Consider the following 23,322-nt stretch of genomic DNA (forward strand, 5'->3'; position numbering starts at 1 on the left):
GGAGGAACCATGGCGAATGTCCTGGACCTGCAGGGTCTTGAGACCCCGCAGGAGCTGTCCCACGGCGGCGGCCACTCGTCCCACAGCAAGTCCTGTGGCGGCGGCGGCAGCTGGTTGAGCCTGCTGCTCTGCTGATCAGGCCCAACAAGATTCACCACTGAGTAACGGGTGGAGCGGCGCCGGGCCACTGCGCCGCTCCACCCCTTTGTGTCTCGAACCCGGTGGAAACGAGGTGAGCGGGGCATGGATCGCGGCGATCGACTGCTGTTGCGGGCCAGTGCCCGGCCTCGGGGCTGGCTGGTGGGGCTGGGGCTGGCCGCCGGACTGGGTGCGGCGGCGAGTCTGGCGTTGCCGGGCGCGCTCGCGGGCGCGGTGGATTCCGCACTCGCCTCCTCGACCGCGACCGGGCCGATCGTGTGGTTCGGCGTGGTGGCCGCGGTGTACCTGGCCACCGAGACCGTGGAGGAACTGGCGTCGGCGCAGTGCGTGGCGCGCAGTGTGGCGTGGTTGCGGCAGCAGGTGATCGACCGGCTGCTCATCGCCTGGCCATCGGGCCGCGGGCGACCGGCCGCAGGCGACGCGGTCAGCCGCTTCACCTCCGACGCCGCCGAGGCGGGGGCGGCCGCCACGGCGCTGGTGCAGCTTGCCGTGTCCGCGGTGATCTCCGTCGGCGCCGTGATCGCGCTGGCGCTGCTGAGTTGGCCGCTGGCGGTGGTGTTCCTGATCAGCCTGCCGCTCAGCGTGTTCCTGGCCCGCGGCTTCCTGCGGGAGACCGCCGAGTTCGTCGGCGCCTACCAACGCGAGTTCGCGGTGCTGTCGACGCGCCTGCTGGACGCCGTCGCCGGGCGGCGGACCATCGCGGCGGCGCGCACCCAGGAGCGGGAGGTGCGGCGGGTGCTGGAACCGCTGCCCCGGCTGCGTTCCGCGGGCGGCGCGCTGTGGCAGTCGCAGTCGCGGCTGGTGTGGCGGGCCGCGCTGCTCGACCCGGCCGTAGAGCTGTCGGTGCTGGTCACCGGCGGGGTGCTGGTGCTGCGCGGCAGCCTGAGCGTGGGCGAACTGCTGGCCGCGGCGGGCTATGCGGCGCTGGGCATGCTGTTGCTGCAACGCGCGTCGCTGCTGACCCGGCTGTCGCGTTCCCGCGGCTCCGCGGCGCGGATCGTCGAGGTGCTGTCCGCTCCGCATCGACGCCGCGGATCGGCGGTCCGGGCGGACGATGGACCCGCGCGGCTGGCGCTGCGCGGGGTGAGCGTGCGCAGCGGGACCGGCGCCATCGTGTTGCGGCGCATCGACTTCGAATTGAACCCCGGCGACACCGTCGCGGTGGTCGGGCCGTCGGGCGCGGGCAAGTCCGCGTTGGCCGCGGTGTGCGGCGGGCTGGTGGAGGCCGCAGGCGGCGCGGTGCTGCTGGACGGCGTCCCCATCGGCGCGCTGGACCCCGCGGAGGTGCGGCGCACGGTCGGGTACGCCTTCGAGCACCCGGTGCTGCTCGGCGCCACCGTCGGCGAAGCGATCTCCTACGGCAGGTCGCTGCCCGCCGATGCGGTCGCCGCGGCGGCCCGCGTCGCGCAGGTGGACCACGTCCTGCGGCGCCTGCCCGCCGGGTACGCCACCCCGCTGGGCGATGCCCCGCTGTCCGGCGGGGAGGCCCAGCGGTTGGGGCTGGCCAGGATGGTCTCCCGCGAGCCGCGGCTGCTGATCATGGATGACGCCACCTCCAGCCTGGACACCGTCACCGAACGGCAGCTCACCACGGCACTCGCGGGCGCGCTTCCCGGCCGCAGCAGGCTGATCGTGACGCACCGGGCGGCCACCGCGGCCGCCGCCGACCGCGTGCTGTGGTTGGACGGCGGGCTGGTGCGCGGCTTCGACAGCCACCAGGGCCTGTGGGCGGACCCGGACTACCGGACGCTGTTCGGCGGTGCGGAGTGAGCGGGCTGGACGGAACCGGGCCGCCCGACGCGGTTCGGCGGTCCGAAATGAGCGGGGTGGACGGGCCCGAGTCGGCTGACGCGGTTCGGCGGGACGACGTGACTGGCGTGCGGGACGGCGCGCAGCCGCCTGATGTGACCGGCTGGCGGCTGTACCGGGATTCGGTGCTGCGCCAACGCCGCGCGCTGCTCGTGCTGATGGGCTTCTCCGCGTTGGAGGGGCTGCCCGCGCTGGCCTCCGGCCGTCTGGTGGCGCTGGCCATCGACGACGGCTTCGCCGCGGGCAGGCTCGCCCCCGGCATCGGCTGGCTGGCGCTGTACGCCGCCACGACCGTGCTGGGCGCCCTCGGCTCGCGCTGGGTGTACGCGGGCCTTGGCGGCGTGGTGGAGCCGCTGCGCGACGACCTGGTGACCGCCGTGGTGCGGGGTCTGCTCCTGGGCCGCGGCCGCGCGCCGGACGGCGGGGCGGTCGCCAAGCTGACCAGGCAGGTGGAGATCGTGCGGGATGTGACCGGCGGTCTGCTGGTGCACGGCCGCTCCTTCGTGGTGGTCACCGTCGCCGCGCTGGTGGGCATGCTGTCGCTGAGCAGCGAACTCACGCTGGTCGTCGCCGTGCCGCTGATCACCACCATCGCCCTGTTCGCGCTGCTGCTGCGCTCGCTGGCGCGCAGACAGCGGGACACCGTGCTGACCGAAGAGGACGCCGCGGCCGAGGCGGACACCGTGATCGGAGGGCTGCGGGACGTAGTGGCCTGCGGCGCCGAACGCACCGCCTCCGAACAGGTGGGTGCGGCGGTCCGGGCGAGCCGCGACGCGGCCTCTCGGCTGGCGTACCTGAGCAGCCTGCGCAGCGTGCTGGTGGGCCTCGGCGGGGTGCTGCCGCTGGTCGGCGTGCTTGCCCTGGCGCCGGGCCTGGTGCGGGAGGGCGCGCTGACCGCGGGCGCGGTGGCCGGTGCCGTCATCTACCTCACGACCACCGTCCAGCCCGCCCTGTACACGCTGGTCAGCGGGCTGGGCACCTCCGTGCTGCGACTGGTGATCACGTTGCGGCGCCTTGGCGAGACCGCCGCCGGTGCCGTGCCCGTCCCCGCCCGCCCCGCAGGCCCGCCCGACGTGTCCGCACTGGAAATCCGCGGCCTCGGCTTCTCCTACGGCGCGGGCGCGCGGCCCATCGTGTCGGGCCTGGACCTCACTGTGCCCGCCGGGGAGCACCTGGCGATCGTCGGCCCCAGCGGCATCGGCAAGTCCACGCTGGCCAACCTGATCACCGGGCTGATGCCCGCCGACGCGGGCGAGATCCGGCTGGGCGGGACGCCCGTCGCGGAGCTTGACGAACCGTGGCACGACCGGCGCATCGCGTTGATCCCGCAGCAGGCCTACGTCTTCGGCGGGACACTGCGGGAGAACCTCGCCTACCTGCGGCGGGAGGTGACCGACGAGGAGATCCTGGCCGCGGCGGCAGAGGTCGGGCTCGCCCGCGACGAGCTGGACGCGGTGCTCGAGCCGACGGCGCTGTCCTCGGGCGAGCGCCAGCTGATCGCGCTGACGCGGGTGTACCTGAGCGCGGCGCGGCTGGCGGTGCTGGACGAGGCCACCTGCCACCTGGACCCGGCGGCGGAAGCCAGGGCCGAGGCCGCGTTCTCCCGCAGGCCGGGCACGGTGGTCGTGATCGCGCACCGGCTGAGCTCGGCGCTGCGCGCGGACCGGGTGCTGGTGATGGACGGCGACCGCATCGCGCTGGGCGCGCACGACGAACTGCTCGCCGCGGGTGGCCTCTACGCCGAGTTGGTGCGCTCGTGGACAGGTGCGGATGTCCGCGCCGAAACGGCAACCACTAGTCTCTCCGGCACTGCCAGGGTCCGCATGTGAGTGGTTGGGGACAACGCCATTGAGCTTCTCAGGTCGGAGCGGAATCGACGGGGTGCACGGCTTCGGCGGCACCGGAAGGCATCGCTCGGACCGGAGCGCAGGCAGGGCAGCCCACCGGACGTACGCGGAGGACGGCATGACGGGCGGCCCCATCACGGTGAACTACGCGCCGCGTGGTGACGACTGGTCCATCTCGGCGAGCTACGGCGATCGAGAACTTCGCGCAGAGGCGCCTGGGCTGATCGCAGCACGGGACTGCGCCGACCAGCTAGTCGATCGGCTGGAACCCAACCCCGACGGCCGGGTGGTCGTGCACCTGCTCGGCGGCGACGGATTCGCGTTCACCATGGCCTACCTCCAGGCCAGGCACGGTGTGTCGATCCCGAGCCCCGCCGGTAGCGCGGAGTACTCGTCGGTGTCCGCTCAGTTCCTGTCGAGCCGCCCGCAAGCCTGAGCCGAACCGGAGTGTCGGGGTCCGTTTAGTCGGGTGTCACTACTCCGTACGGACACCGGATACCTCCCGCCGTTCACTCCTGTAGCAGGCGAAACGCGCCTCGAATGGCCATAGTATGGCCCGCCGGAGTCGGTCCGCAGCCGCGTGGATCGGCGCGAGCGAGGAGGCAGTTTTGGCCACTGTGGCCAATGCCGGCGACAGACCCGTTCCGGCCGGACGGGGCAGACCCCGCGACGCCAGCAGGGACGAGGCGTTGCGCAGGGCAGCATTGGAGGTAATGGCCGACGTCGGCTATCGCGCACTCACCATGGACGCCGTGGCGGCCCGCGCGAAGGCAGGCAAGGCGACGATCTACCGACGCTGGGAGTCCAAGCTCGATCTTGTCATCGACACCTGCAACCACCTGGTCAGCAAGGGCGTGCCCGCCCCCGACACGGGCACCGTCCGGACCGACCTGGTGGAGTTCACCAAGTCCTTCGTGGAGTTTCTGACCGGCCCGGTGGGCAAGGCGGCCCAAGCGCTGGTCGGCGAGTTACCGCACGAACCGGAGCTGGCGGTGGCCTTCCGGTCCACGTTCCTGGTGACCCAACACGACATGCTGCGCGACATCCTGGTGCGCGGCCGGGATCGCGGCGAGATCCACGATGAAGCCCCGCTGACCCTGATCATGGAAATCACCGCGGGCGCGCTGATGTACCGCCTGATGCTGGCCGGGGACGGGCTGGACGACTCGTTCGCGCTGCGTCTGGTGGACAACGCACTGGTGCCACTGCTGCAGGGCCATAACAGCAGCGGCGCCGTGCCACGAATTACTTAGCGGAACATCTTCCGCAGCAGGGCGAGCACGATCAGCAGCACCACCGCGATCAGCGAGAACTTCACCACGGGGGAGTTCAGCTTGGCCGCGACGCTGTCCTTGCCCGCATCCACGAACCGCTTCGGGTTCGCCCGGTCGCTCAGTTCGTCGAGGGTGTCGGCCAGCGCGTCGCGGGCCCGCTCGATGTCACGCTGGATGGCCTCAGGATCGCGAGCCACGTTTCCTCCTCCTGCCGCGGACGTCAGAGACCACGTTAGATCACCGGCGCCGGGGCAGCTCATGGGCGTCCAGTACAGGCGTTACGCTGTCCCGGCGCTGTCACACCGGCGCATGGGGGCCGTAGCCCAATTGGCAGAGGCACACGGTTTAGGTCCGTGCCAGTGTGGGTTCGAGTCCCACCGGCCCCACCGGAGAACTCACCTTCACACCAGGCGCCGTACGGCCCATGTCCTCGGTATCGGTCCCGGTCCCGAAGCGCGCCTCCAAGCAGGCGGCCGCTGCGCGCGATATGAAGAGATCCGTACAAGGCGGTGGCCGACGGGCCGTGCCCGGGAGCTCTGCGAGGTGGGATGGTGCTTGTCGGCGGGCCTGCCGAGGTGACCAGCTATGTCGGCAGGCGTCACGAGGGCGCCGAGGTGCGTCGGATGCTGGGCGAGTCCCGGCTGGTGACGTTGACCGGGTCGGGCGGCGTCGGTAAGACCCGCCTGGCGGTCACCGTCGCGCGGGGTGTGGCCCGCCTCTTCGACGGCGTCGTCTTCGTCGGTCTTGCCGAGCTGCGGGACGCGGCGCTGGTGCCCAACCTGGTGGCCGACCGTCTTGGGCTGCACGATCGGTCCGGCAGGCTGCTCACCGAGACCGTGCTCGATCACCTCCGCGAGCGGAGGGTGCTGCTCCTGTTGGACAACTGCGAGCACCTCGTCGAGGCGTGCGCGGAGTTCGCCGCGGCCGTGCTGGCGCACTGCCCGGAGGTCGTCGTGCTGGCCACCAGCAGGCAGTCCCTGGGCGTCACGGGTGAGCAGGTGCTGCGGGTGCCGCCGCTGTCCTTGCCCGCGGTGGAGGCGGGCCGGACCCAGGCGGCCGGGTACGACGCGGTGCGGCTGTTCGCCGACCGGGCCGCGGCGGTCTGGCAGGACTTCGAGATCACCGACGCCAACAGCGCCGACATCGTGCGGCTGTGTCGCCAACTGGAGGGTGTGCCGCTGGCGATCGAGTTGGCCGCCGCCCGCGTCCGGTCGCTGTCGCCGCGGCAGATCGCCGACCGGCTGAACCTGCCGCTGCTGACCGGCGGCGCCCGCACCGCCCCCGATCGCCAGCAGACGCTGCGCGCCACCATCGACTGGAGCTACCGGCTCTGCTCGGAAGCCGAGCGGGCGGTGTGGACGCGGGCGTCGGTGTTCGCGGGCTCCTTCGACCTGGAGGCCGCCGAATTCGTGTGCGCCGGACCCGGCGTGGACCGCGCGCAGGTGCTCGACCTCGTCGACGCCCTGCTGGACAAATCGGTGCTGATCCGGGAGGAGCGGGACGGCATCGTGCGGTACCGGATACTGGAGTCGCTGCGCGAGTACGGCCTGGAGCAGTTGGCCGGGGATCGGCGGCGGGTGTTGCGCCTGCACCGCGACTGGTTCGACCTGCTGACCGAGCAGGCCGATGAACGCTGGGCGAGCGAGGACCAGCTTTCGCTGATCACCCGCCTCCGACATGACCACGCGAACCTGCGCGCCGCGCTGGACTGGTCCACGACGGAGCCGGGCGAGGGCAGCATCGCCCTGCGGATGTCGCGTCGCATCCCCGAATACTGGTCGCTGCAAGGCCTCAATCCCGAGGGCCGGATGTGGATCGACCGTGCACTGGCCGCCGCCCCGCCGGACCACCCCGATCGCGCGCACGCGTTGGCCATCTCGGCCCTGCATGCCCTGCTGCACTCCGACATGGACCTGGCCCACAGCCGCCTGGCGCAGGCCGAAGCGATCGGAGACGAGGCGGGCAGGCCGTATATCCACTATGTGCGGGGACTCGCGGGCGCGATGAGCGTCGACATCCGTACCGCGGAGTACGCCTCGGCCGCCGTGGCGGAGTTCCAGGAGCGGGGCGAGATCCGCCCCCAACTCCACCCGCTGTTCACCCTCGGTGTGGCACTGGCGTATATGGGCGAGCTGGACGAGGCCCGCCGCGTCCTGCGGCGAATGGTCACCTTGAGCGCGTGCTCGGGAGAGTGGTACTACCGCGCGATGGCGATGTTCGGGGTGGCCGTGGTCGAGGTCGGCTTCGGCGACGTCGAGGTCGCCGCGGACGCCTGCCGGGAGGGCCTGCGGGCGGACCTGGTGCTCGACGACCGGCTGGCCAGGGCGTACCACATGGACTGCATGGCCTGGATCGCCTCCCGCCAGGGCGAGCACGTCCGGGCCGCCACCCTGTTCGGGGCGGCGAGCACCCTGTGGACAGCGGCCGACGCATCCCCGGAGGTGGCGGTGATGCTGCCGCACCGCAAGCACATGAAGGCCACCCGCACCGCCTTGGGCGAGACGCGGTTCGAGCAGGCTTACGCCGAGGGCCGCGCCCTGTCCTTGGCTGCGGCCGCGGCATACGCCCTCGGCGAGGACGTGCCGGAGGAGCGGATCGCCGCCGAGCCGGAGCCGCTGACCAGGAGGGAATCGGAGATCGCGGAACTGGTCGCCCAAGGCCTGAGCAACCGCGAGATCGCGGCGAAGCTCGTCATCGCCCTACGCACGGCCGACAAGCACGTGGCGAACATCCTGGTGAAGTTGGGCTTCAACAACCGCGCCCAGATCGCCGCCTGGGTAGCCTCCCGCAGGTGACCTGCCGCGAGGCGACAGGTCACCGACGAGCTCACGCCCCGAGCAGATCGTGCACCGTGGCGAAGACCCCGGGATCGCCCAGGATGCTGATGTGTTTGAGGCTGGGGTCGACCTGGATGTTGTTCGCCCCCTCCAGAACGGTGTTGGTGGCGGGGACGATGACGCCGTCGTTGGGCGTCCACAGCGTCGACCACTTGGTGCCCGCGGGCAGCATCGGTTCCGCGTTGAGCCGGGTCAGGACAGCCGACCCCGGCACCATCTCCCGGCAGGGCACGAGATAGCAGAGGTTCGCGGCCGTTGTCCCCTTGTTCGCGCCCGCGAGCGACACCCAGTGCTCGACCTTGCCCGCGCAGCTGGCGAACTTCACGCAGTAGCGGCTGTTCAGCCCGCCCATCGAGTGCGAAACGATGTCCACTTTGGACGCCCCGGTCCTCCGCAACACGTCGGCGACCTTCTGCCCGATGATATCGGCGGTCTTGACGTTGGAGGTGAAGTAGCTTTCGTAGGTGAACGCGAAGAGTTGGTCCGGCGCGTAACCGCTCTCCACCAGCGAGGCCGCCAGCTTGTCCCAGTTCGATGCCTTGCCGGTGAACCCGTGTACGAACACCACCGGGTTCCGACCATTCTCGAACGGCGCGGCAGAAGCCTGCCCCGCGCCCGCCCCGACCACCGCGGCGGCCACCAGTCCCAGCACCGCGACAATGCGGCTGACTCTGCTCATCGACCACTTCTCCTCACGCTCGGAAAGTGTCGACAGCGTGCGCGAGCGGTAATCGGGAGCACATCGGCAGAACTGCGTAGAGCGCTACGTACTCGGATCTTCCGGTCATTCGGTGCGAGGGGGACGTCTCGGCGGCGGCGGGAAACCTGAGTAACTCTCGCCGTGACCTTTCGTTGACCAGGCGTTAGTCGGGGACGGCTGGTTGAGGAAGGGACAGCGTGATGGGAGTTCGTTTGCGCCCGGTGGGAGCGGCGGCCGTTCTCGCGGGCGTCGTTGCCGCCGTGCTGACATCGGCGGTGCCCGCGGGCGCCGGGCCGGTCGGCCGCACGTCGGGCAGCGTGGTCAAGGGCAGCGACGTGCACTTCTCGGCGCCGGTTCCCGGTCTGGGCCAGGCGTCGCCGACCTCGATGGTCGGCCTGCGCCTGTTCCCCGACGAGGAGGAGGTGCTCGCCTACAAGCTCCAGTCGGTGTTCGCCTCACACGGCATGCACAACCCGTACATGACGGTCGTCGAGATGCCGCTGGCGGGCGGGCTGCCCTTCACCGGCGCCGGGCCGTCCAGCAGCTCGGTCGCCTCGGTGATCAGCAACGGTTTCCCGTCGCTTGGCGCGAAGGCGTTGGGCGTGCGGAGCTCGGTGGGGACGCTCTCGGACGCGGACGCCATCGCGGGCACGCAGGCCGCGGTGTGGCACTACACCAGCGGCGCGCGGCTGGACCCGGCGAAGAACAGCCCGCAGGTGATGGCGGTCTACAACCACCTGGTCAAGCAGGTCGGCGCGAAGCAGGACGGCGCCCTGTCGGTGGAGCCTCGGGAGCGCACGGGCGTGCCGGGTCAGCTGATCGGGCCGTTCACGGTGAACAGCAGCATCGACACGGTGGCTGTGGGCCTGAAGGACGCGCCGGACGGGGTGTCGCTGGTGGGCAAGGACGGCAACGCGGTCACCACCGCGGCCAACGGCGATCAGCTGTTCGTCAAGGTGCCCGCGGGCCAGTCCGCGGGTCAGGCGACCATCACCGTCAAGGGCACCAAGACCAATGGCAGCGCCCGCTTCTTCGTGGGTGACGGTATTTCGCTGCAGACGCTGGAGCACCAGTGCCTGACCGGGTTGATCGTGCCGACGCCCAAGCCGACCGACGTGATGGCGGAGGCGGTGGCGAAGTGGGCGCCCGGCCCGACGCCGACCACGCCTTCGGTGACCACGCCGCCGGTGACCTCCACGCCGGACACGCCCGCCCCGCCGACCACGACGCCCGGTGGTGACCTGCCGAACACGGGTGCCTCCGTCTTCGGGTGGATCGCGCTGGGTGCCGGTCTGCTCGGCAGTGGGACCGGGGCGCTCTACATGGTGCGTCGCCGCAGGTACAGCTGAGGATTCGAGGGTGGGGAGGCCTCCGCCTCCCCACCCGAAGGTCACAGGTTGGTTGCGGCGGAAATTAACGTGATATGCCGGTGAGTTTCGCTCGTTTGGGTGGTCTGAACAGACAACAGCTCACCTAGACGAGGAGAACACCATGAGCGACGCCCTGACCGTCCGGCCTGCTGCTCCCGGCAAGGCTCTCAACATCGTGCTGTGGGTACTTCAGGTACTGCTGGCCGCCTTCTTCGTTTTCGCCGGTATCGGCAAGATTCTCGTGCTCCAGCCTGGGACCATCGAATCCTTCGAAGCCATCGGGTTCGGCGACTGGTTCCGTTACTTCACCGGTGTGGTGGAAATCGCGGGCGGGATCGGGCTGCTGATCCCCCGGCTCGCCGGACTGGCCGCGCTCGGCCTGGTGGGGGTCATGATCGGAGCTGCGCTGGCTCACGTTTTCGCGCTTCCGCCCGCCTCGGGCGCGATCGTGCCGTTGCTGCTGGGGGTCGTGTTCGCGTTCATCGCCTGGGCGCGGCGGGGCTCCATCCTGGCTTTGCTCCAGTCACTCCGCACCTGATTGATTCCTGGGGGGCCGAGCCGCTGTGGCTCGGCCCTTTTTCATGTCCGATGTCAACGGCGGAAGTCGGGGCTGTCAACAACAGGGAAATCAACCGGACGTGCCGGACACGGCGGTGGTGGCGGTGCCGCGGGAAACCTAGAGTCGGCCGATATGCGTCTGTCCGACCGCGAGCGGGACAAGCTGCTGATCCATCTGGCCGCCGAGCTGGCTCACCGCCGCCGGGCGCGGGGGTTGGCGTTGAATCACCCGGAGGCGGTCGCGGTGATCAGCGCGTTCGTGATGGAAGGCGCGCGGGACGGCAACAGCGTCGCCACGCTGATGGAGTCCGGGCGTGAGGTGCTTCGCCGGGAGGACGTCCTGCCGGGGGTGCCGGAGATGCTGCACAGCGTCCAGGTGGAGGCCACTTTCCCGGACGGCACGAAGCTGGTCACCGTGCACGAGCCGATCCGATGATCCCCGGCGAAATCCTGCCCGCCGACGGGCACCTCACGCTCAACGAGGGCGCGCCGCGGGAGTCGCTGCGCGTTCTCAACACCGGCGACCGGCCGGTTCAGGTCGGTTCGCACTACCACTTCGCGGAGGCCAATCCCGCGCTGGAGTTCGACCGGGACCGCGCCCACGGCAGGCGGCTGGACGTGCCGGCGGGCACCTCGGTGCGCTTCGAACCCGGTGTCGCGGTGGAGGTGTCGCTCGTCCCGCTGCGCGGCAGGCGGCGGGTTCCCGGGCTGCGCGGCGGCACGGCCGAACTCGGCCCGGCCAGCGGGTCCGCGGCTCCCGCGCGGGTGATGGACCGGGCCGAGTACGCGGCCCGCTTCGGACCCACCACCGGCGACCGGATCAGGCTGGCGGACACCAACCTGCTCATCGAGGTCACCGAGGACCGCTGCGGCGGGCCGGGACGGGCGGGCGATGAGGTCGTCTTCGGCGGCGGCAAGGTCATCCGCGAGTCGATGGGGCAGGCCGCGGTCACCCGCGCCGAGGGCGCCCCCGACCTGGTCATCACCGGTGCCGTCGTGCTCGACCACTGGGGCGTGGTCAAGGCCGACATCGGGGTCCGGGACGGGCGGATCACCGCGCTCGGCAAGGCGGGCAACCCCGACACCATGGACGGCGTCCATCCCGACCTCGTGATCGGACCGTCCACCGAGATCCTCGCGGGCAACGGGAATATCCTCACCGCGGGCGGCATCGACGTCCACGTGCACCTGATCGCACCGCAGCAAGTGCCGGAGGCGCTCTCGGCCGGGATCACCACGATCCTGGGCGGCGGTACCGGACCCGCGGAGGGCACGCGCGCCACCACGGTCACGCCCGGCGGGTGGCACCTGGAGCGGATGCTGCTCGCGCTGGACGGCTACCCCGTCAACGTCGGTCTGCTCGGCAAGGGCAACACGGTCAGCGCCGACGCCCTGTGGGAGCAGCTTCGCGCCGGTGCCTGCGGGTTCAAGCTGCACGAGGACTGGGGCAGCACGCCGAGCGCCATCGACGCCTGCCTCACCGTCGCCGACCAAGCGGGCGTTCAGGTCGCCCTGCACAGCGACACCCTCAACGAGGCGGGCTTCCTTGAGTCCACAGTGGATGCCATCGCGGGTCGCGTCATCCACGCCTATCACACCGAGGGCGCCGGTGGCGGGCACGCGCCGGATGTGATCGCGCTGGCGGCGCACGCCAATGTGCTGCCCTCGTCGACCAACCCCACGCGGCCCTACACCGTGAACACCCTCGACGAGCACCTCGACATGCTGATGGTGTGTCACCACCTGGACCCGTCGCTGCCGGAGGACCTGGCGTTCGCGGAGTCCCGCATCCGGCCGAGCACCATGGCCGCCGAGGACCTGCTGCACGACCTCGGCGCCATCTCGATGATCAGCTCCGATTCGCAGGCCATGGGACGGGTCGGGGAGACGATCCTGCGCACCTGGCAGACCGCCCACGTGAACAAGGAGTACCGGGGCGCGCTGGCGGGCGATGGACCCGCCGACAACCTGCGGGCCAGGCGGTATGTCGCCAAGTACACGATCTGCCCCGCGGTGGCGCACGGCCTCGACGGCGAGGTGGGGTCGGTGGAACCGGGGAAGCTGGCCGACCTGGTGCTGTGGGAGCCCGCGTTCTTCGGGGTGCGGCCGCACGTGGTGGTGAAGGGCGGGATGATCGCGTGGGCTGCGATGGGTGATCCGGGCGCCTCGATCCCCACTCCGCAGCCGGTGTTCTCCCGCCCCATGTGGGCCGCCGAACCCGCCTTGGCCGCGGAGCGGTCACTGGCCTTCGTCGCACCCATCGCGCTGGACAACGAGCGGCTCGCGTTGCGCCGCAACGTGGTCGCCGTGCGCGATGTGCGCAACCGAGGCAAGGCCGCCATGCCGCAGAACGACGCGCTGCCCAGGATCGAGGTCGACCCGGACACGTTCACGGTGCGGGTGGACGGCGACGTGGTCGAGCCGCGGGCCGCGACCACGCTGCCCATGACACAGCGGTACTTCCTGTTCTGATGGTGCCCGCCGCGCTGCTCCTGCTCGCCGACGCCCGGCTCCCCGCGGGCGGGCACGTCCACTCCGGCGGCCTGGAATCCGCCTGGCGCTGCGGTCTGGTCACCGATCCGCCGAGCCTGCACGGCTTCCTGCTCGGCCGCCTGCACACCGCGGGCCGCGTCTCGGCCTCGTTCGCCGCAGCGGCCTGCCGGCTCGCCCAAGAGCACCCGGACGCCGTTGCCTGGCAACGGCTCGACGCCGAGTTCGACGCCCGAACGCCCTCCCCCGCTGCTCGCGCGGCCTCCCGCCGCCAAGGCCGGGGTCTGCTGCGCGCCTTCCACTCCGTTCCCGAATGCGCCGAATTGCGGGCGGCGTGTCCCGCGGGGGCGCATCAGGCGGTCGTGTTCGGGACGGTGGCGGCCTCGACGGGGGCGAGTGCCGAGGACACCGCGACGGCCGCCGCGCTGGCGTCGGTGACCGGGCCCGCCTCGGCGGCGATCAGGCTGCTGGGCTTGGACCCCTTCGCCGTGCAACGCGTCCTCAACGAGCTCGCGTCCACTGTGGACGCTGTTGCCGCGGAAGCAGCCCAGGGGTTGGCGGAGGATTCCGCTCCGCTGCTGGACATCCTCGCCGACGGCCACGACTCTTTGGAGGGAGCGCTCTTTGTCTCGTAACCACGGCACCGGGCCGCACGACGCCGGGCCCGACCCGCACCACCACCTGTTGGGTGCCACGCCCCGCATCGGGATCGGCGGACCGGTGGGGTCGGGCAAGACCGCGCTGGTGGCTGCGCTGTGCCGGACGCTGCGGGAGCGGCTCCGGCTGGGCGTGGTCACCAACGACATCTACACCACAGAGGACGCTGAGTTCCTGCGGCGGGCGGCGGTGCTGCCGGACGAGCGGATCATCGCCGTGAAGACAGGCTGCTGCCCGCACACGGCGATCCGCGACGACATCACCGCCAACCTGGACGCCATCGAGGAGCTGGAGCACCGCCATGGCGAGCTGGACCTGGTGTTGGTGGAAAGCGGCGGGGACAACCTCACCGCGATCTTCAGCCAGGGCCTGGTGGACCGGCAGATCTTCGTCATCGACGTCGCGGGCGGCGACAAGGTGCCGCGCAAGGGCGGCCCCGGCGTCACCCGTTCCGATCTGCTCGTCGTCAACAAGACCGATCTCGCCGACCGGGTCGGCGCCGACCTCGGCGTGATGGCGCGGGACGCCGCCGCCGCGCGAGGCGAACTGCCGGTGCTGTTCACCTCGCTCACCGAGGACCCGGCGGCGACCGAAGTCACCGACTGGGTGCTCAGGCAACTCGCGGCATGAAGGCGAGCGCGGCCGTCGCGGTCGGCAGGGAGCACGGCAGGGTCACCGTCCCGGTGCTGCGGTCGCGGCCGCCGCTGACCCTGCGGCGGACCCGCTCCGCCGACCCGTCGACGGTGGCCGTGCACCTCGTCGGCTCGGCCGCCGGTCCGCTGGGCGGGGACAGTCTGCGGCTGGACGTCGACGTCCGGGACGGGACGCTGTACCTGCGCAGCACCGGCGCCCAGCTTGTCCAGCCCGGCGCGGGCAGCGATCCGGCGATGCTCGACGTCCACGCGAACGTGGCCTCCGGCGCGGTGGGCGACGTGCGGCTGCTGCCGACCGTGCTGACCGCGGGCGCACTGCTGCATGCCACCACCCGCATCGACCTGGCATCCGGCGCCACGCTGTGCTGGCAGGAGACTGTGGTGCTCGGGCGCCACGGGGAGGAGCCGGGGCGGGCCGTGCTGCGCTGGCGGGTCCAGCGGGACGGGGAGCCGGTGCTGCGAAGCACGACCCGCCTTCTGGACCCCGCCGTCTACCGCTCGCCCGCGGTCCTCGGCGACGCCAGGGTGCTGACCAGCATGCTTGTCGCCGCGCCTGGGCTGGACGCGCCGACTCGGGTGCTGCCGGGCACGGGCGCGGTGCACGCGCTGAATGGAGCAGCGCTGGTCACCGTGTTGGCCTGCGACACCATTACGGCCGCCGAGCGTCTCGCTGAACTGACAAGAAACTGGCTGCCGCTGATTCCACTGAATTGACTCTGCTCTATTCGGGTTATCCCCGGCGAACGCTTGCCGTATTCCGCGTGCCGCTTGTCGTAATGGTGGTCGCAGACTGTGGTCGAACCGGTGCACACAGTGCTAAGCCAATTCAGTGATGACTTATCGCCATATCGTGGATGTCCATGTCCTCCTACGCCGAGAGCACGAACTGCTGCTCTCCAAGCGGCGGGACACCAACCCCGCATTCGACGGGGTATGGCATCTCCCGTCGGGAAAACTGGACGCGGACGAATCCGTGCTGGATGCCGCGGCCCGAGAAGCCGAGGAGGAAACGGGGGTGATCATCGAACAGGAGGACTTGCACCACGTGCACACGATGCATATCGCGGGCTCCGGGGACGAACCCCGGTTGGGGCTGTTCTTCGCGGTGACCCGCTGGTCGGGTGAGCCGGTCAATCGGGAACCCGCCAAATGCTCCGCGCTGCGTTGGTTCCCGCTGACGGAACTGCCCGAGACGCTGATCCCCTATCCGGCGAATGCCATTGCGGCCTACCAGGAGGGCAATCGTTTCAGTGTCCATGGGTGGCCGGTCAAGCATTGCCTGCCGAATCAGCGCTAGCCCCGAAAACGACGTTCACCTCCGCTCCGCCTTTGGCCGAGCGGCCGACGGAAACAGAACCTCCGGAGGCGTGTGCGGTGCGCCGCACGATATCCAGCCCGAGACCGCTGGAACCGCCTCCGCTGACTCCCCGCCGCAGGGGTTCGACACCGCCGTCGAACCCGGTCCCCGCATCGCCGACCACCAGCCTGGCGCCCCTGTCCGGCAGGCAGGTCAACGTCACGGAAAAGCCCACGCCGTCCGCGGTGTGCGCGAACACGTTGCCCAGCAACGCATCCACGCAGGCCGCGAGGTCCTCCCGCGACACCGCCACTGGGCACGGGGCCGCGGGTAGCGATACCTCGACCTCGCGTTCGGTGTCCTCGGCGAGCACCGACCAGAACCGCACCCGGTCGGCAACGACCTCCACCGCATCACTGTGCGGCGCGGACGGATGCGACTCCAGCGCCGCGTTCCGCGCCCTGGCCTGCGCGATGATGTCGGTGATGGAACGTTCCATCGCGTCCACGACGGCGCTGAACCGCCCGCCGTCCGCCTCGGCCTCCAGCCGCAGCGCCGTCAGCGGGGTGCGCAGTCGGTGTGACAGGTCGGCGATGCGTTCCCGCTCCTCGGCCAGCAGTTCCTGGATCTGCCCTGCCAGGTGGTTCACCGCGGTGCCGACATCGCGGATCTCGGGCGGGCCGCCGGGTTCCGCGCGGGCGTCCAGGTCCCCGCGGGCCAGCCGGTGGGAGACCGCGGCCAGTTCCCGGGTGGGCCGCACGATCGTGGTGGCCAGCCGGTCGGCGACGACGATGCCCAGGCCGAGCAGCCCCAGCCCGACCGCGGCCAGCAGCACCCACGCTCTGGTCACCCCCGCGGTCAGCACCGCATCGGGCACGAACGCGCGCACCACGCTGCCCGCGCCGGAGGAGTCCCGCACGAAGGTGAGGATCTCCCGCCCGCCGGGCGCGAACGCGGTGAGGCTGCGGCCCGTTTCGGCCAGCCGCACCGCGGCCGACCGCTCCGCCCGCGCACCGTCGGTCTTGCCGTCCCCGAAGAACACCGTGAACGCCGAGGGCCCCTGCTGGTTGGCGCTCTGCAGGATGACCCGCACCTGGTCGCGGTTGGTGGTGGCCACCAGGGTGCTCAGGTACTGGCTGCGCTCGGTGGCCTGCGCCACCGCCCGGTCGGCCGCGACATCGCGCAGCAGCACAGCCAGCGGCAGCAGGAACGCCAGCAGCACCAGAGACATGGTGGCGGTGACCAGCAGCGCGAGTCGGAGCCGCACCTCAGGCCTCCGGGGCGGTCAGCTTGACGCCCACGCCGCGCACGGTGTGCAGGTACCGCGGTTGCTGCGCGGACTCCGACAGCTTGCGGCGCAGCCAGGACAGGTGCACGTCCACGGTCTTGTCGGCGCCGCCGTAAGGCACCTGCCACACCTCGGTGAGCAGTTCCCGCTTGGTCACCACCTCGCCTGGCCGCGCGGCCAGGTAGTGCAGCAGGTCGAACTCGCGCGGCGTCAACTCCAGCGGCGCCCCGGCCAGGCTGGCCTCCCGCGACCGCGCGTCGATCCGCAACTCCCCCACCATCAGCGCCTCCTGCGCGTGCTCCGCGCCGCCGCGCCGCAGCACCGCCCTGATCCGCGCGTCCAACTGCCCTGCGCCGAAGGGCTTGACCACGTAGTCGTCGGCGCCCGCGTTGAGCACCGCGGTGATCACGGCCTCCTCGTCGCGGGCGGTGGCCACGATGACCGGCACAGTGCTCACCGCGCGTAGCATCCGCAGCAGTTCGGTGCCGTCCATATCGGGCAGCCCGAGATCCAGCACGACCAGGTCGGGCTGCTCGGCCAGCGCAGCCTGCAGCCCCGCCATGGCGGTGGCGCTGGAGGACACCGCGTGTCCCCGCTCGGTCAGCGCACGGATCGTCTTCGTGCGGATGGTCGCATCGTCTTCGATCAACAACACCTGGGCCACCCGCCATACGCTAGCGTCTGACCTGCGCCGACGCGGTCGCGTTGGTGTCGCCATAGTGCCGTCTTGGCGTTGCCTTAACCCGCCGAACGGCACAATGACGGCATGGCACCGCACTTGGGCACCCGCACGGCGGCCGCGATCGCGGCCTGGGTCGCGGCGGCCACCGTGGCCACCGCGGGCGGCTTGGTCGCGGTCGGCTCGATCGGTCAGGGCATCGTGCCCAAGGCGCCGGAACCGCTGACCGAACAGCAGGTCGTGCAGCAGGCCAACGCCCGCACCTCGGTGTCCACCCCACCGACCACCACCGCGCCCGCCCCGCCAGCCCGCGGCCCGGAGCAGGTGCTGGCCGTCCAAGGCGGCACCGTGCTGGCAAGCTGCACGGACGGTCGCGCGACGATCTCCTCGGCCTCCCCAGCCCAGGGCTTCCACCAGGACGACCCCATCGAGCAGGCAGGCGCGAACGCCAAGGTGTCCTTCGAGGCCGACGACGTGGAGTTCAAGGTGACCGTCCGCTGTCTGGACGGCACCCCCCACGCCGACGTCACCCGCGAAGACGACGACTAGGCCGCGTCGACCAACGGTGTCGTGGTGGCTGCCCTGCGGGGTTTGCGTTCCAGCCACCACTCGGCGAGGAGCAGGTTGAACACCCAGCTGAACCACGCCGTGACGCCTGCGATCGGCAGGAAGATCCGCGCCTGCTCCTCCGGTGACGCGGCGGCCAATTCCGACGCGTACGGCAGGGCGAACAGCACGGACCACACGCGGCTCATCACGATCGACGTGCACAACGCGAAGCTGCGGATCATCCACCGGCGGTGGTCGCGGAACCGGCGTTTGCGGGCCAGCCGCCAGCCGACCGCGGTAGTGCCCAGCCAGAGCACCGCCCCCATCACGTTGCTGACCTGCACCACGTAGCCGAACGGCGTCATCCAGCCCACGACCAGGGCCAGGATCCCGGCGGGCAGCACGCCCGCGAAGACGTAGACCCGCCCGATGTACCGGTGCGCGACGGGGTAGCGCTGCCGGAACCACGGCCACACCTGGAGACAGGTGGTCACCAGCGCCACCGAGCCGAACACCACGTGTCCCACCAGCAGCGGGTAGTGCGGCCAGAAGTCCTCCCGGATCGGCACCCTGGAGTCGGCGGAATCGCCGGTCAGGTACCGCGGGACGGAGAAGGCGATGAAGACCACCGCCCCCACCATCAGCGGCGCGATCCACGGCCGCCGCCACCATCGTTTCTCCTCGCGCGCCCGCGGCGGGCGCTCAAGCGTCGCTGTCACTGACATCTCCCCCAAGCGAAACGGCTATGCCGTCGCAGCATGAACGGCGCAGGCGCCGGTCCGCTTGAGTCGAAACGACTGCATCCGCCCCGTCCAGCGCTCTAGGGTCACCGCGTGATGTACGGGCGGTCGGCGGAGCAGGCGACGGTCGGCGCGCTGCTGGCCGCGGCCGAAGCCGGGCGCGGCGGCGCGCTGGTGCTGCGCGGGGAGGCGGGCATCGGCAAGAGCACCCTGCTCCGCTTCGCCGAGCGGACCCCGGCGGTGCGCGTGTTGACCTGCGCGGGCGTGGAGTCCGAGGTGACCCAGGCGTTCAGCGGCCTGCACCAGCTGCTGGGCTCGGTGCTCGACCGCGTCGACACGCTGCCCGCTCCCCAAGCCGCAGCCTTGCGCGGTGCGCTGGGCCTGGCCGAGGCGGCGGTGTCGGACTTCCTGGTCTCGGCCGCGCTCGTCTCGCTGCTCACCGAGCTTGCGGCCGAGCGGCCGCTGCTGATCACCGTCGACGACCTTCAGTGGGTGGACCGCGCTTCCGCCGCGGCCCTGCTGTTCGCCGCCCGCCGGATCGGCGCCGAACCGGTCGCGATGATGTTCGCGGTCCGCGACGGCGAAGAGTCCGCCGTGGACACCTCCGACCTGCCCTGCGTACCGCTCGGCGGATTGGACCCGGCTGCCGCGGCGAACCTGCTGACAGGCGACTGGCCCTCCCGTCTACACGCACCGATTCTCGCCGTGACCGGCGGAAACCCACTGGCGCTGATCGAACTGGCAGGCACCGACGACCCCGAGCGACTCGTCGCCGACCTCGCGATGACCGGCACGGTCCCGGTCGGGGCGCGGGTGAAGGCGGCGTTCCTGCGCCGAGCGCACGCCCTCCCCCAGACCTGCCGGGCCGCGTTGCTGGTGGCGGCGGCCGAGGAAACCGGACAGCTCCCGATCGTGCTCGGTGCCTGCGGGCGGCTGGGGCTGCCCGCCGACGCGCTGGCGGAGGCCGAGCAGGCGGGGCTGATCGGCCTGGTCGGCCCCGAACTGCGGTTTCGCCATCCGCTGGTGCGTTCAGCCGTCTACGCCGACGCCGTGCCCGAGCGGCGACGGGCCGCGCACCGCGCCATCGCCGAGGAACTGGCGGTGGGCGACCGGGCCACCTGGCACCTGGCACTCGCGGCCACCACGCCGGACGAGGAGCTGGCCGCCGCCCTGGAACGCAGCGCCGACTCCGCCCGCCGCCGCGGCGGTGAGGCGGCGGCGATCTCGGTGCTCCAGCAGGCCGCGAAGCTGTCGGAGAACCGCGACGGCTGGCGCCGCCGCACCCTCACCGCCGCGTTCGTCGCCCTGGACGCAGGCCAACCCGAGATCGCCAGGACACTGACCGCCCAGGTCATGGCGGAACCCGTACCCCCGATGGCGTTGGCGCAGCTCAACGGCATGATCGAGTTGTACAGCGGCGATCCCGCGGTGGCGCACGGCCACCTGCTGCGCTGCGCCGACCTGATGGCCCAGTCCGATCCGGAGGAGGCGGCCTGGATTCTGACCATGGCCGCGGGCGCCGCCCACCACGCGGGCGACACCGCCGCGTCATTCGCGGCCGCGGCCAGGATCGCCGACCTGGCCTGCGGCCCGGCCACCCACCGGGCAGGCCGCGCCATGGCAGCCGCGCCCGCGACAACCCTCACCGCTGAAGAACTGTGGGCGCTGCCGGAAGAGTTGGGCAAGTCCCACCCCGACCTCGGCGGCCGGAACTGGCTGTGGGCGGCCGTCCTGGGCTGGATGTCCCCTCACCAACGGGAGGCCCTGCGGTTGACCGAAGCCGCAGGCGCACAGCTTCGGGCGGCGGGCTCCACCGCCGCGCTGACCGAGTTGCTCTTCTACCAGTCCGACATCTGCTTTCGCCTAGGCCGCTGGCCCGAGGGCATCGCGGCGGCCGAAGAGGGTCTGCGCTTCAGCCACGAGTCGGGCCATCGCGCTTGGACGGCCAACCTGCACGCCGCGCTGGCCCGCTTCGCCGCGGCCCAGGGCACAGTGGACGGCTGCCGCGACCACGCCGACCGCGCCATGGCACTGGCCACGCCGATCCGGAACCGCGCGGCAGCCGCACTGGCCAAAGCCGCGCTCGGCCTGCTTGCCCTCGGCCTCGGCCGGCCCGCGGAGGCCTACGCGCACCTGTCCGAACTCGACAGACCCGGCTCCCCCTACGACAACGCCCCCATCGCCTTCGCCTCGATCACCGAACTCACCGAAGCAGCGGTCCGAAGTGGACAGCCGGAAGCTGCCAGACATCGCATCGACCGGTTCGAAGGCTGGGCGGAAACCTCACCGTCCCTGCGAGCCCGCCTCCTGCACTGCAAGGCGCTGCTCACAGCGGACGCCGACGCCCTCTACCGACAGGCGCTCGCGGACAGCGATGACCGCCTGTTCCCCCGCGCGAGAGTGCAACTGGGCTACGGCGAGTGGCTGCGCCGCAACCAGCGCCGCACCGAATCCCGCGAACAACTCCAGGCGGCCGTGACCGCCTTCGACACCCTCGGCGCCCACCCCTGGGCCGACCGCGCCCGCTCCCAACTCCGCGCCGCGGGCGGCGGCGCCACCGCCCGCACCGCCGACCCCGCGAACACGCTCAGCCCCCAGGAACTCCACATCGCCCGCCTGGCCGCCGCGGGTTTTCGCAATCGGGAAATCGCGGAAAGGCTGTTCCTGAGCCCTAGAACGGTCGGATCGCATCTTTACCGCATATTCCCCAAGCTGGGTATTTCTCAGCGCGGACAGCTACGTGACCTCGACCTGGGCTGATGGCCTGGTTACTCTCTGACCGGCAATGAAGCCGGGCAGTGGAAACCTGGGGGTTTCACATGATTCTGCGGGATACGACCACGACAATTCGGGCGGCCAAGGCGTCGCTCACGTTCACTGTCGGCGGCTTCGCGCTGCTGGTGGTGTTCGGCAATGTCACCGACTACGGGGTCAACTTCGAGTTCGTCAGGCATGTGCTGGCGATGGATGCGGCGAATCCGGTGCTGGCCGAGTCCAGCAACGTCGAGTGGCGGGCCATCAGCTGGAACTGGGCGCATCATGCGACCTATGTGGTGATCATCCTGGTGGAGGCCCTGATCGCGGGGTTGTGCCTGTGGTCGGCCTGGCGGCAGGCGCGGGTGCTGCGCGGCAGCGACGAGCAGTTCGACCAGGCCAAGGCGGCGGGGATCGCGGGGTGCGCGGTCGGGCTGCTGCTGTGGTTCTTCGGGTTCCAGGCCATCGGCGGTGAGTGGTTCGCGATGTGGATGAACGAGGGCTGGAACGGCACCGAGAGCGCGGCGCGGCTGTGCTCCTACATCGGCATCGTGTTGGTGTTCCTTGCCCTGCACAACGATCGGGAACGCGGTTATGCCGTCGGCGGGTGATCAGGTCACGGTGCGGTGCGTGCCTGGATCACGGTGGGCTGAGCAGGCACGATCACGCAAGTTACCGGCGGGTTCGAACGCGCGGGGACGACTGGGGTCTGGGGATGGGCGTCTCCCGCCTGCTTCGGCGCGCCTTGATGAGCTGATCGGAGCACAGCTTTGCCACAGCACAGGAAACGCCTGACGATGCTGCTCGCCCTGGCGGCGGCGGCCGTGAGCCTGCCGGGACCGACGGCGCAGGCGGAGGACGCGCGCCTGATGATGAGCGCGCGGGCACAGGTGGACGTCTCGCTGCGCGAATACTGGACGCCGGAGCGGATGCGGGCCACCGTCGCCAAGGCGGACCGGAACGCGGCGGCGGAGGCCACCAACGACACCGTGGGCAGGATCTTCTTCACCCACCCGAACGGCACGCCCGATGTGTGCAGCGGGGCGGTCGCGGACACACCGGCGTCCACGCTGGTGATGACGGCGGGTCACTGTCTGCACGAGGGGCCGAAGGGCGGGTGGATGAAGAACATCGTCTTCGTGCCCGCCTACGAGGACGGCAACGAGCCGTTGGGGCGGTTCGAGGCGTGGAACATCGCCACCGACTCGCTGTGGGGCAGCGAGGGCGACGCCGAGCACGACTACGGGATGATCATCACCTACGACAACAAGCAGGGTGAGCACGTCGCGGACGCGGCGGGGGCGTTCCCGGTGGTGGCCAACCGGGGTACCACCAACAACGTGACGGTCATCGGGTATTCGGCCGAGGCGCCCTATGACGGCAGGCGGCAGCAATACTGCCGGGACATCACCGAGCCGACCCCGCCGCCGCAGGACCTGATCCACGCCTACTGCCCGAACATGGTGGGCGGGTCCAGCGGATCGCCCTGGCTGCTGGACTACGACCCTGAGGACGAACTGGGTTCGCTGTACGGCATCAACACGATCATCGACGGCCGCGGCAATGTGGCGACGCCGCGGTTCGACAACCGCACGCTGGACTTCGTCAAGCTGATGGACCAGATCGCGGCCGCTCGGCCATGATCGCCTGCCGCCCTGTCG

Annotated in this window: 23 protein-coding genes and 1 tRNA gene; 19 read left to right on the forward strand and 5 right to left on the reverse strand. The window is 71.1% G+C overall.

What is annotated here, in order from left to right:
* Window positions 1-9 precede the first annotated feature (9 nt).
* From ACU6XJ_RS05135 to ACU6XJ_RS05155, 5 genes are all read left to right on the forward strand, one after another.
* The gene (locus ACU6XJ_RS05135; protein ID WP_476307225.1) at window positions 10-135 is read left to right on the forward strand and encodes a class III lanthipeptide; all 126 of its coding nucleotides are present in this window, start codon (window positions 10-12) and stop codon (window positions 133-135) included.
* A gap of 108 nt (window positions 136-243) precedes the next feature.
* Window positions 244-1,929: an ABC transporter ATP-binding protein gene (locus tag ACU6XJ_RS05140; RefSeq protein ID WP_476307226.1), complete on the forward strand. Its 1,686-nt coding sequence runs from the start codon at window positions 244-246 to the stop codon at window positions 1,927-1,929.
* Window positions 1,926-3,797: an ABC transporter ATP-binding protein gene (locus ACU6XJ_RS05145; RefSeq protein WP_476307227.1), complete on the forward strand. Its 1,872-nt coding sequence runs from the start codon at window positions 1,926-1,928 to the stop codon at window positions 3,795-3,797. Before ACU6XJ_RS05140 ends, ACU6XJ_RS05145 begins: the two co-directional genes overlap by 4 nt.
* Window positions 3,798-3,933: 136 nt before the next feature.
* On the forward strand, window positions 3,934-4,251 hold the full coding sequence (locus ACU6XJ_RS05150; RefSeq protein ID WP_476307229.1) for a hypothetical protein: 318 nt from the start codon (window positions 3,934-3,936) through the stop codon (window positions 4,249-4,251).
* Window positions 4,252-4,432: 181 nt separating this feature from the next.
* Complete coding sequence (locus tag ACU6XJ_RS05155; RefSeq protein ID WP_476313806.1) at window positions 4,433-5,068, forward strand: TetR/AcrR family transcriptional regulator; 636 nt, start codon at window positions 4,433-4,435, stop codon at window positions 5,066-5,068.
* Here ACU6XJ_RS05155 and ACU6XJ_RS05160 read toward each other — a convergent pair.
* Window positions 5,065-5,286, reverse strand: a complete 222-nt coding sequence (locus ACU6XJ_RS05160) for a DUF3618 domain-containing protein (RefSeq protein WP_476307230.1) — start codon at window positions 5,284-5,286, stop codon at window positions 5,065-5,067. The two genes, ACU6XJ_RS05155 and ACU6XJ_RS05160, sit on opposite strands and share 4 nt — an antisense overlap.
* 115 nt (window positions 5,287-5,401) lie before the next feature.
* Here ACU6XJ_RS05160 and ACU6XJ_RS05165 point away from each other — a divergent pair.
* Window positions 5,402-5,475: transfer RNA gene (locus ACU6XJ_RS05165), tRNA-Leu, on the forward strand.
* Between the two features lie 162 nt (window positions 5,476-5,637).
* Window positions 5,638-7,884 (forward strand): ATP-binding protein, encoded by a 2,247-nt coding sequence (locus ACU6XJ_RS05170; protein WP_476307231.1) that lies wholly within the window; start codon window positions 5,638-5,640, stop codon window positions 7,882-7,884.
* Between the two features lie 31 nt (window positions 7,885-7,915).
* On the opposite strand, the gene ACU6XJ_RS05175 is transcribed toward ACU6XJ_RS05170, so the two are convergent.
* Window positions 7,916-8,605 (reverse strand): esterase/lipase family protein, encoded by a 690-nt coding sequence (locus ACU6XJ_RS05175; RefSeq protein ID WP_476307232.1) that lies wholly within the window; start codon window positions 8,603-8,605, stop codon window positions 7,916-7,918.
* A gap of 221 nt (window positions 8,606-8,826) precedes the next feature.
* On the opposite strand from ACU6XJ_RS05175, the gene ACU6XJ_RS05180 reads away from it, so the two are divergent.
* The 8 genes from ACU6XJ_RS05180 to ACU6XJ_RS05215 all read left to right on the forward strand — a co-directional run bounded on the left by ACU6XJ_RS05180 (window position 8,827) and on the right by ACU6XJ_RS05215 (window position 15,651).
* Window positions 8,827-9,975 (forward strand): thioester domain-containing protein, encoded by a 1,149-nt coding sequence (locus ACU6XJ_RS05180; protein ID WP_476307233.1) that lies wholly within the window; start codon window positions 8,827-8,829, stop codon window positions 9,973-9,975.
* Between the two features lie 142 nt (window positions 9,976-10,117).
* Window positions 10,118-10,534, forward strand: a complete 417-nt coding sequence (locus tag ACU6XJ_RS05185; protein ID WP_476307234.1) for a DoxX family protein — start codon at window positions 10,118-10,120, stop codon at window positions 10,532-10,534.
* Window positions 10,535-10,687: 153 nt separating this feature from the next.
* Window positions 10,688-10,990: an urease subunit gamma gene (locus tag ACU6XJ_RS05190; protein WP_476307235.1), complete on the forward strand. Its 303-nt coding sequence runs from the start codon at window positions 10,688-10,690 to the stop codon at window positions 10,988-10,990.
* Complete coding sequence (locus ACU6XJ_RS05195) at window positions 10,987-13,026, forward strand: urease subunit alpha (RefSeq protein WP_476307237.1); 2,040 nt, start codon at window positions 10,987-10,989, stop codon at window positions 13,024-13,026. The genes ACU6XJ_RS05190 and ACU6XJ_RS05195 overlap by 4 nt, the downstream gene beginning before the upstream one ends.
* Window positions 13,026-13,679 (forward strand): urease accessory protein UreF, encoded by a 654-nt coding sequence (locus ACU6XJ_RS05200; protein ID WP_476307238.1) that lies wholly within the window; start codon window positions 13,026-13,028, stop codon window positions 13,677-13,679. Before ACU6XJ_RS05195 ends, ACU6XJ_RS05200 begins: the two co-directional genes overlap by 1 nt.
* Window positions 13,669-14,331, forward strand: a complete 663-nt coding sequence (ureG, locus tag ACU6XJ_RS05205) for an urease accessory protein UreG (RefSeq protein ID WP_476307240.1) — start codon at window positions 13,669-13,671, stop codon at window positions 14,329-14,331. Before ACU6XJ_RS05200 ends, ureG begins: the two co-directional genes overlap by 11 nt.
* Window positions 14,328-15,068 carry an urease accessory protein UreD gene (locus tag ACU6XJ_RS05210; RefSeq protein WP_476307242.1) on the forward strand — a complete coding sequence of 247 codons (741 nt, stop codon included), beginning with the start codon at window positions 14,328-14,330 and terminating at the stop codon, window positions 15,066-15,068. The genes ureG and ACU6XJ_RS05210 overlap by 4 nt, the downstream gene beginning before the upstream one ends.
* A gap of 118 nt (window positions 15,069-15,186) precedes the next feature.
* Window positions 15,187-15,651 (forward strand): NUDIX domain-containing protein, encoded by a 465-nt coding sequence (locus ACU6XJ_RS05215; protein ID WP_476313808.1) that lies wholly within the window; start codon window positions 15,187-15,189, stop codon window positions 15,649-15,651.
* Here the strand turns inward: ACU6XJ_RS05215 and ACU6XJ_RS05220 are convergent.
* Window positions 15,623-16,918, reverse strand: coding sequence for a sensor histidine kinase (locus tag ACU6XJ_RS05220; protein WP_476307243.1), 1,296 nt, complete (start codon window positions 16,916-16,918; stop codon window positions 15,623-15,625). The two genes, ACU6XJ_RS05215 and ACU6XJ_RS05220, sit on opposite strands and share 29 nt — an antisense overlap.
* A 1-nt stretch (window position 16,919) precedes the next feature.
* On the reverse strand, window positions 16,920-17,603 hold the full coding sequence (locus ACU6XJ_RS05225; RefSeq protein WP_476307245.1) for a response regulator transcription factor: 684 nt from the start codon (window positions 17,601-17,603) through the stop codon (window positions 16,920-16,922).
* Between the two features lie 102 nt (window positions 17,604-17,705).
* Here ACU6XJ_RS05225 and ACU6XJ_RS05230 point away from each other — a divergent pair, with 102 nt between their 5' ends.
* Window positions 17,706-18,167, forward strand: a complete 462-nt coding sequence (locus ACU6XJ_RS05230) for a hypothetical protein (protein WP_476307247.1) — start codon at window positions 17,706-17,708, stop codon at window positions 18,165-18,167.
* On the opposite strand, the gene ACU6XJ_RS05235 is transcribed toward ACU6XJ_RS05230, so the two are convergent.
* Window positions 18,164-18,886 carry a DUF2306 domain-containing protein gene (locus tag ACU6XJ_RS05235; protein WP_476307249.1) on the reverse strand — a complete coding sequence of 241 codons (723 nt, stop codon included), beginning with the start codon at window positions 18,884-18,886 and terminating at the stop codon, window positions 18,164-18,166. The two genes, ACU6XJ_RS05230 and ACU6XJ_RS05235, sit on opposite strands and share 4 nt — an antisense overlap.
* A gap of 117 nt (window positions 18,887-19,003) precedes the next feature.
* On the opposite strand from ACU6XJ_RS05235, the gene ACU6XJ_RS05240 reads away from it, so the two are divergent.
* The 3 genes from ACU6XJ_RS05240 to ACU6XJ_RS05250 all read left to right on the forward strand — a co-directional run bounded on the left by ACU6XJ_RS05240 (window position 19,004) and on the right by ACU6XJ_RS05250 (window position 23,304).
* Window positions 19,004-21,667 (forward strand): helix-turn-helix transcriptional regulator, encoded by a 2,664-nt coding sequence (locus ACU6XJ_RS05240; RefSeq protein WP_476313810.1) that lies wholly within the window; start codon window positions 19,004-19,006, stop codon window positions 21,665-21,667.
* Window positions 21,668-21,726: 59 nt separating this feature from the next.
* Window positions 21,727-22,272 carry a DUF2165 family protein gene (locus tag ACU6XJ_RS05245; RefSeq protein ID WP_476307250.1) on the forward strand — a complete coding sequence of 182 codons (546 nt, stop codon included), beginning with the start codon at window positions 21,727-21,729 and terminating at the stop codon, window positions 22,270-22,272.
* A 159-nt stretch (window positions 22,273-22,431) separates the two neighbouring features.
* Window positions 22,432-23,304, forward strand: coding sequence for a trypsin-like serine peptidase (locus ACU6XJ_RS05250; RefSeq protein WP_476307251.1), 873 nt, complete (start codon window positions 22,432-22,434; stop codon window positions 23,302-23,304).
* The last annotated feature ends 18 nt before the right edge of the window (window positions 23,305-23,322 follow it).

The sequence above is a fragment of the Actinorectispora metalli genome (assembly GCF_056323685.1).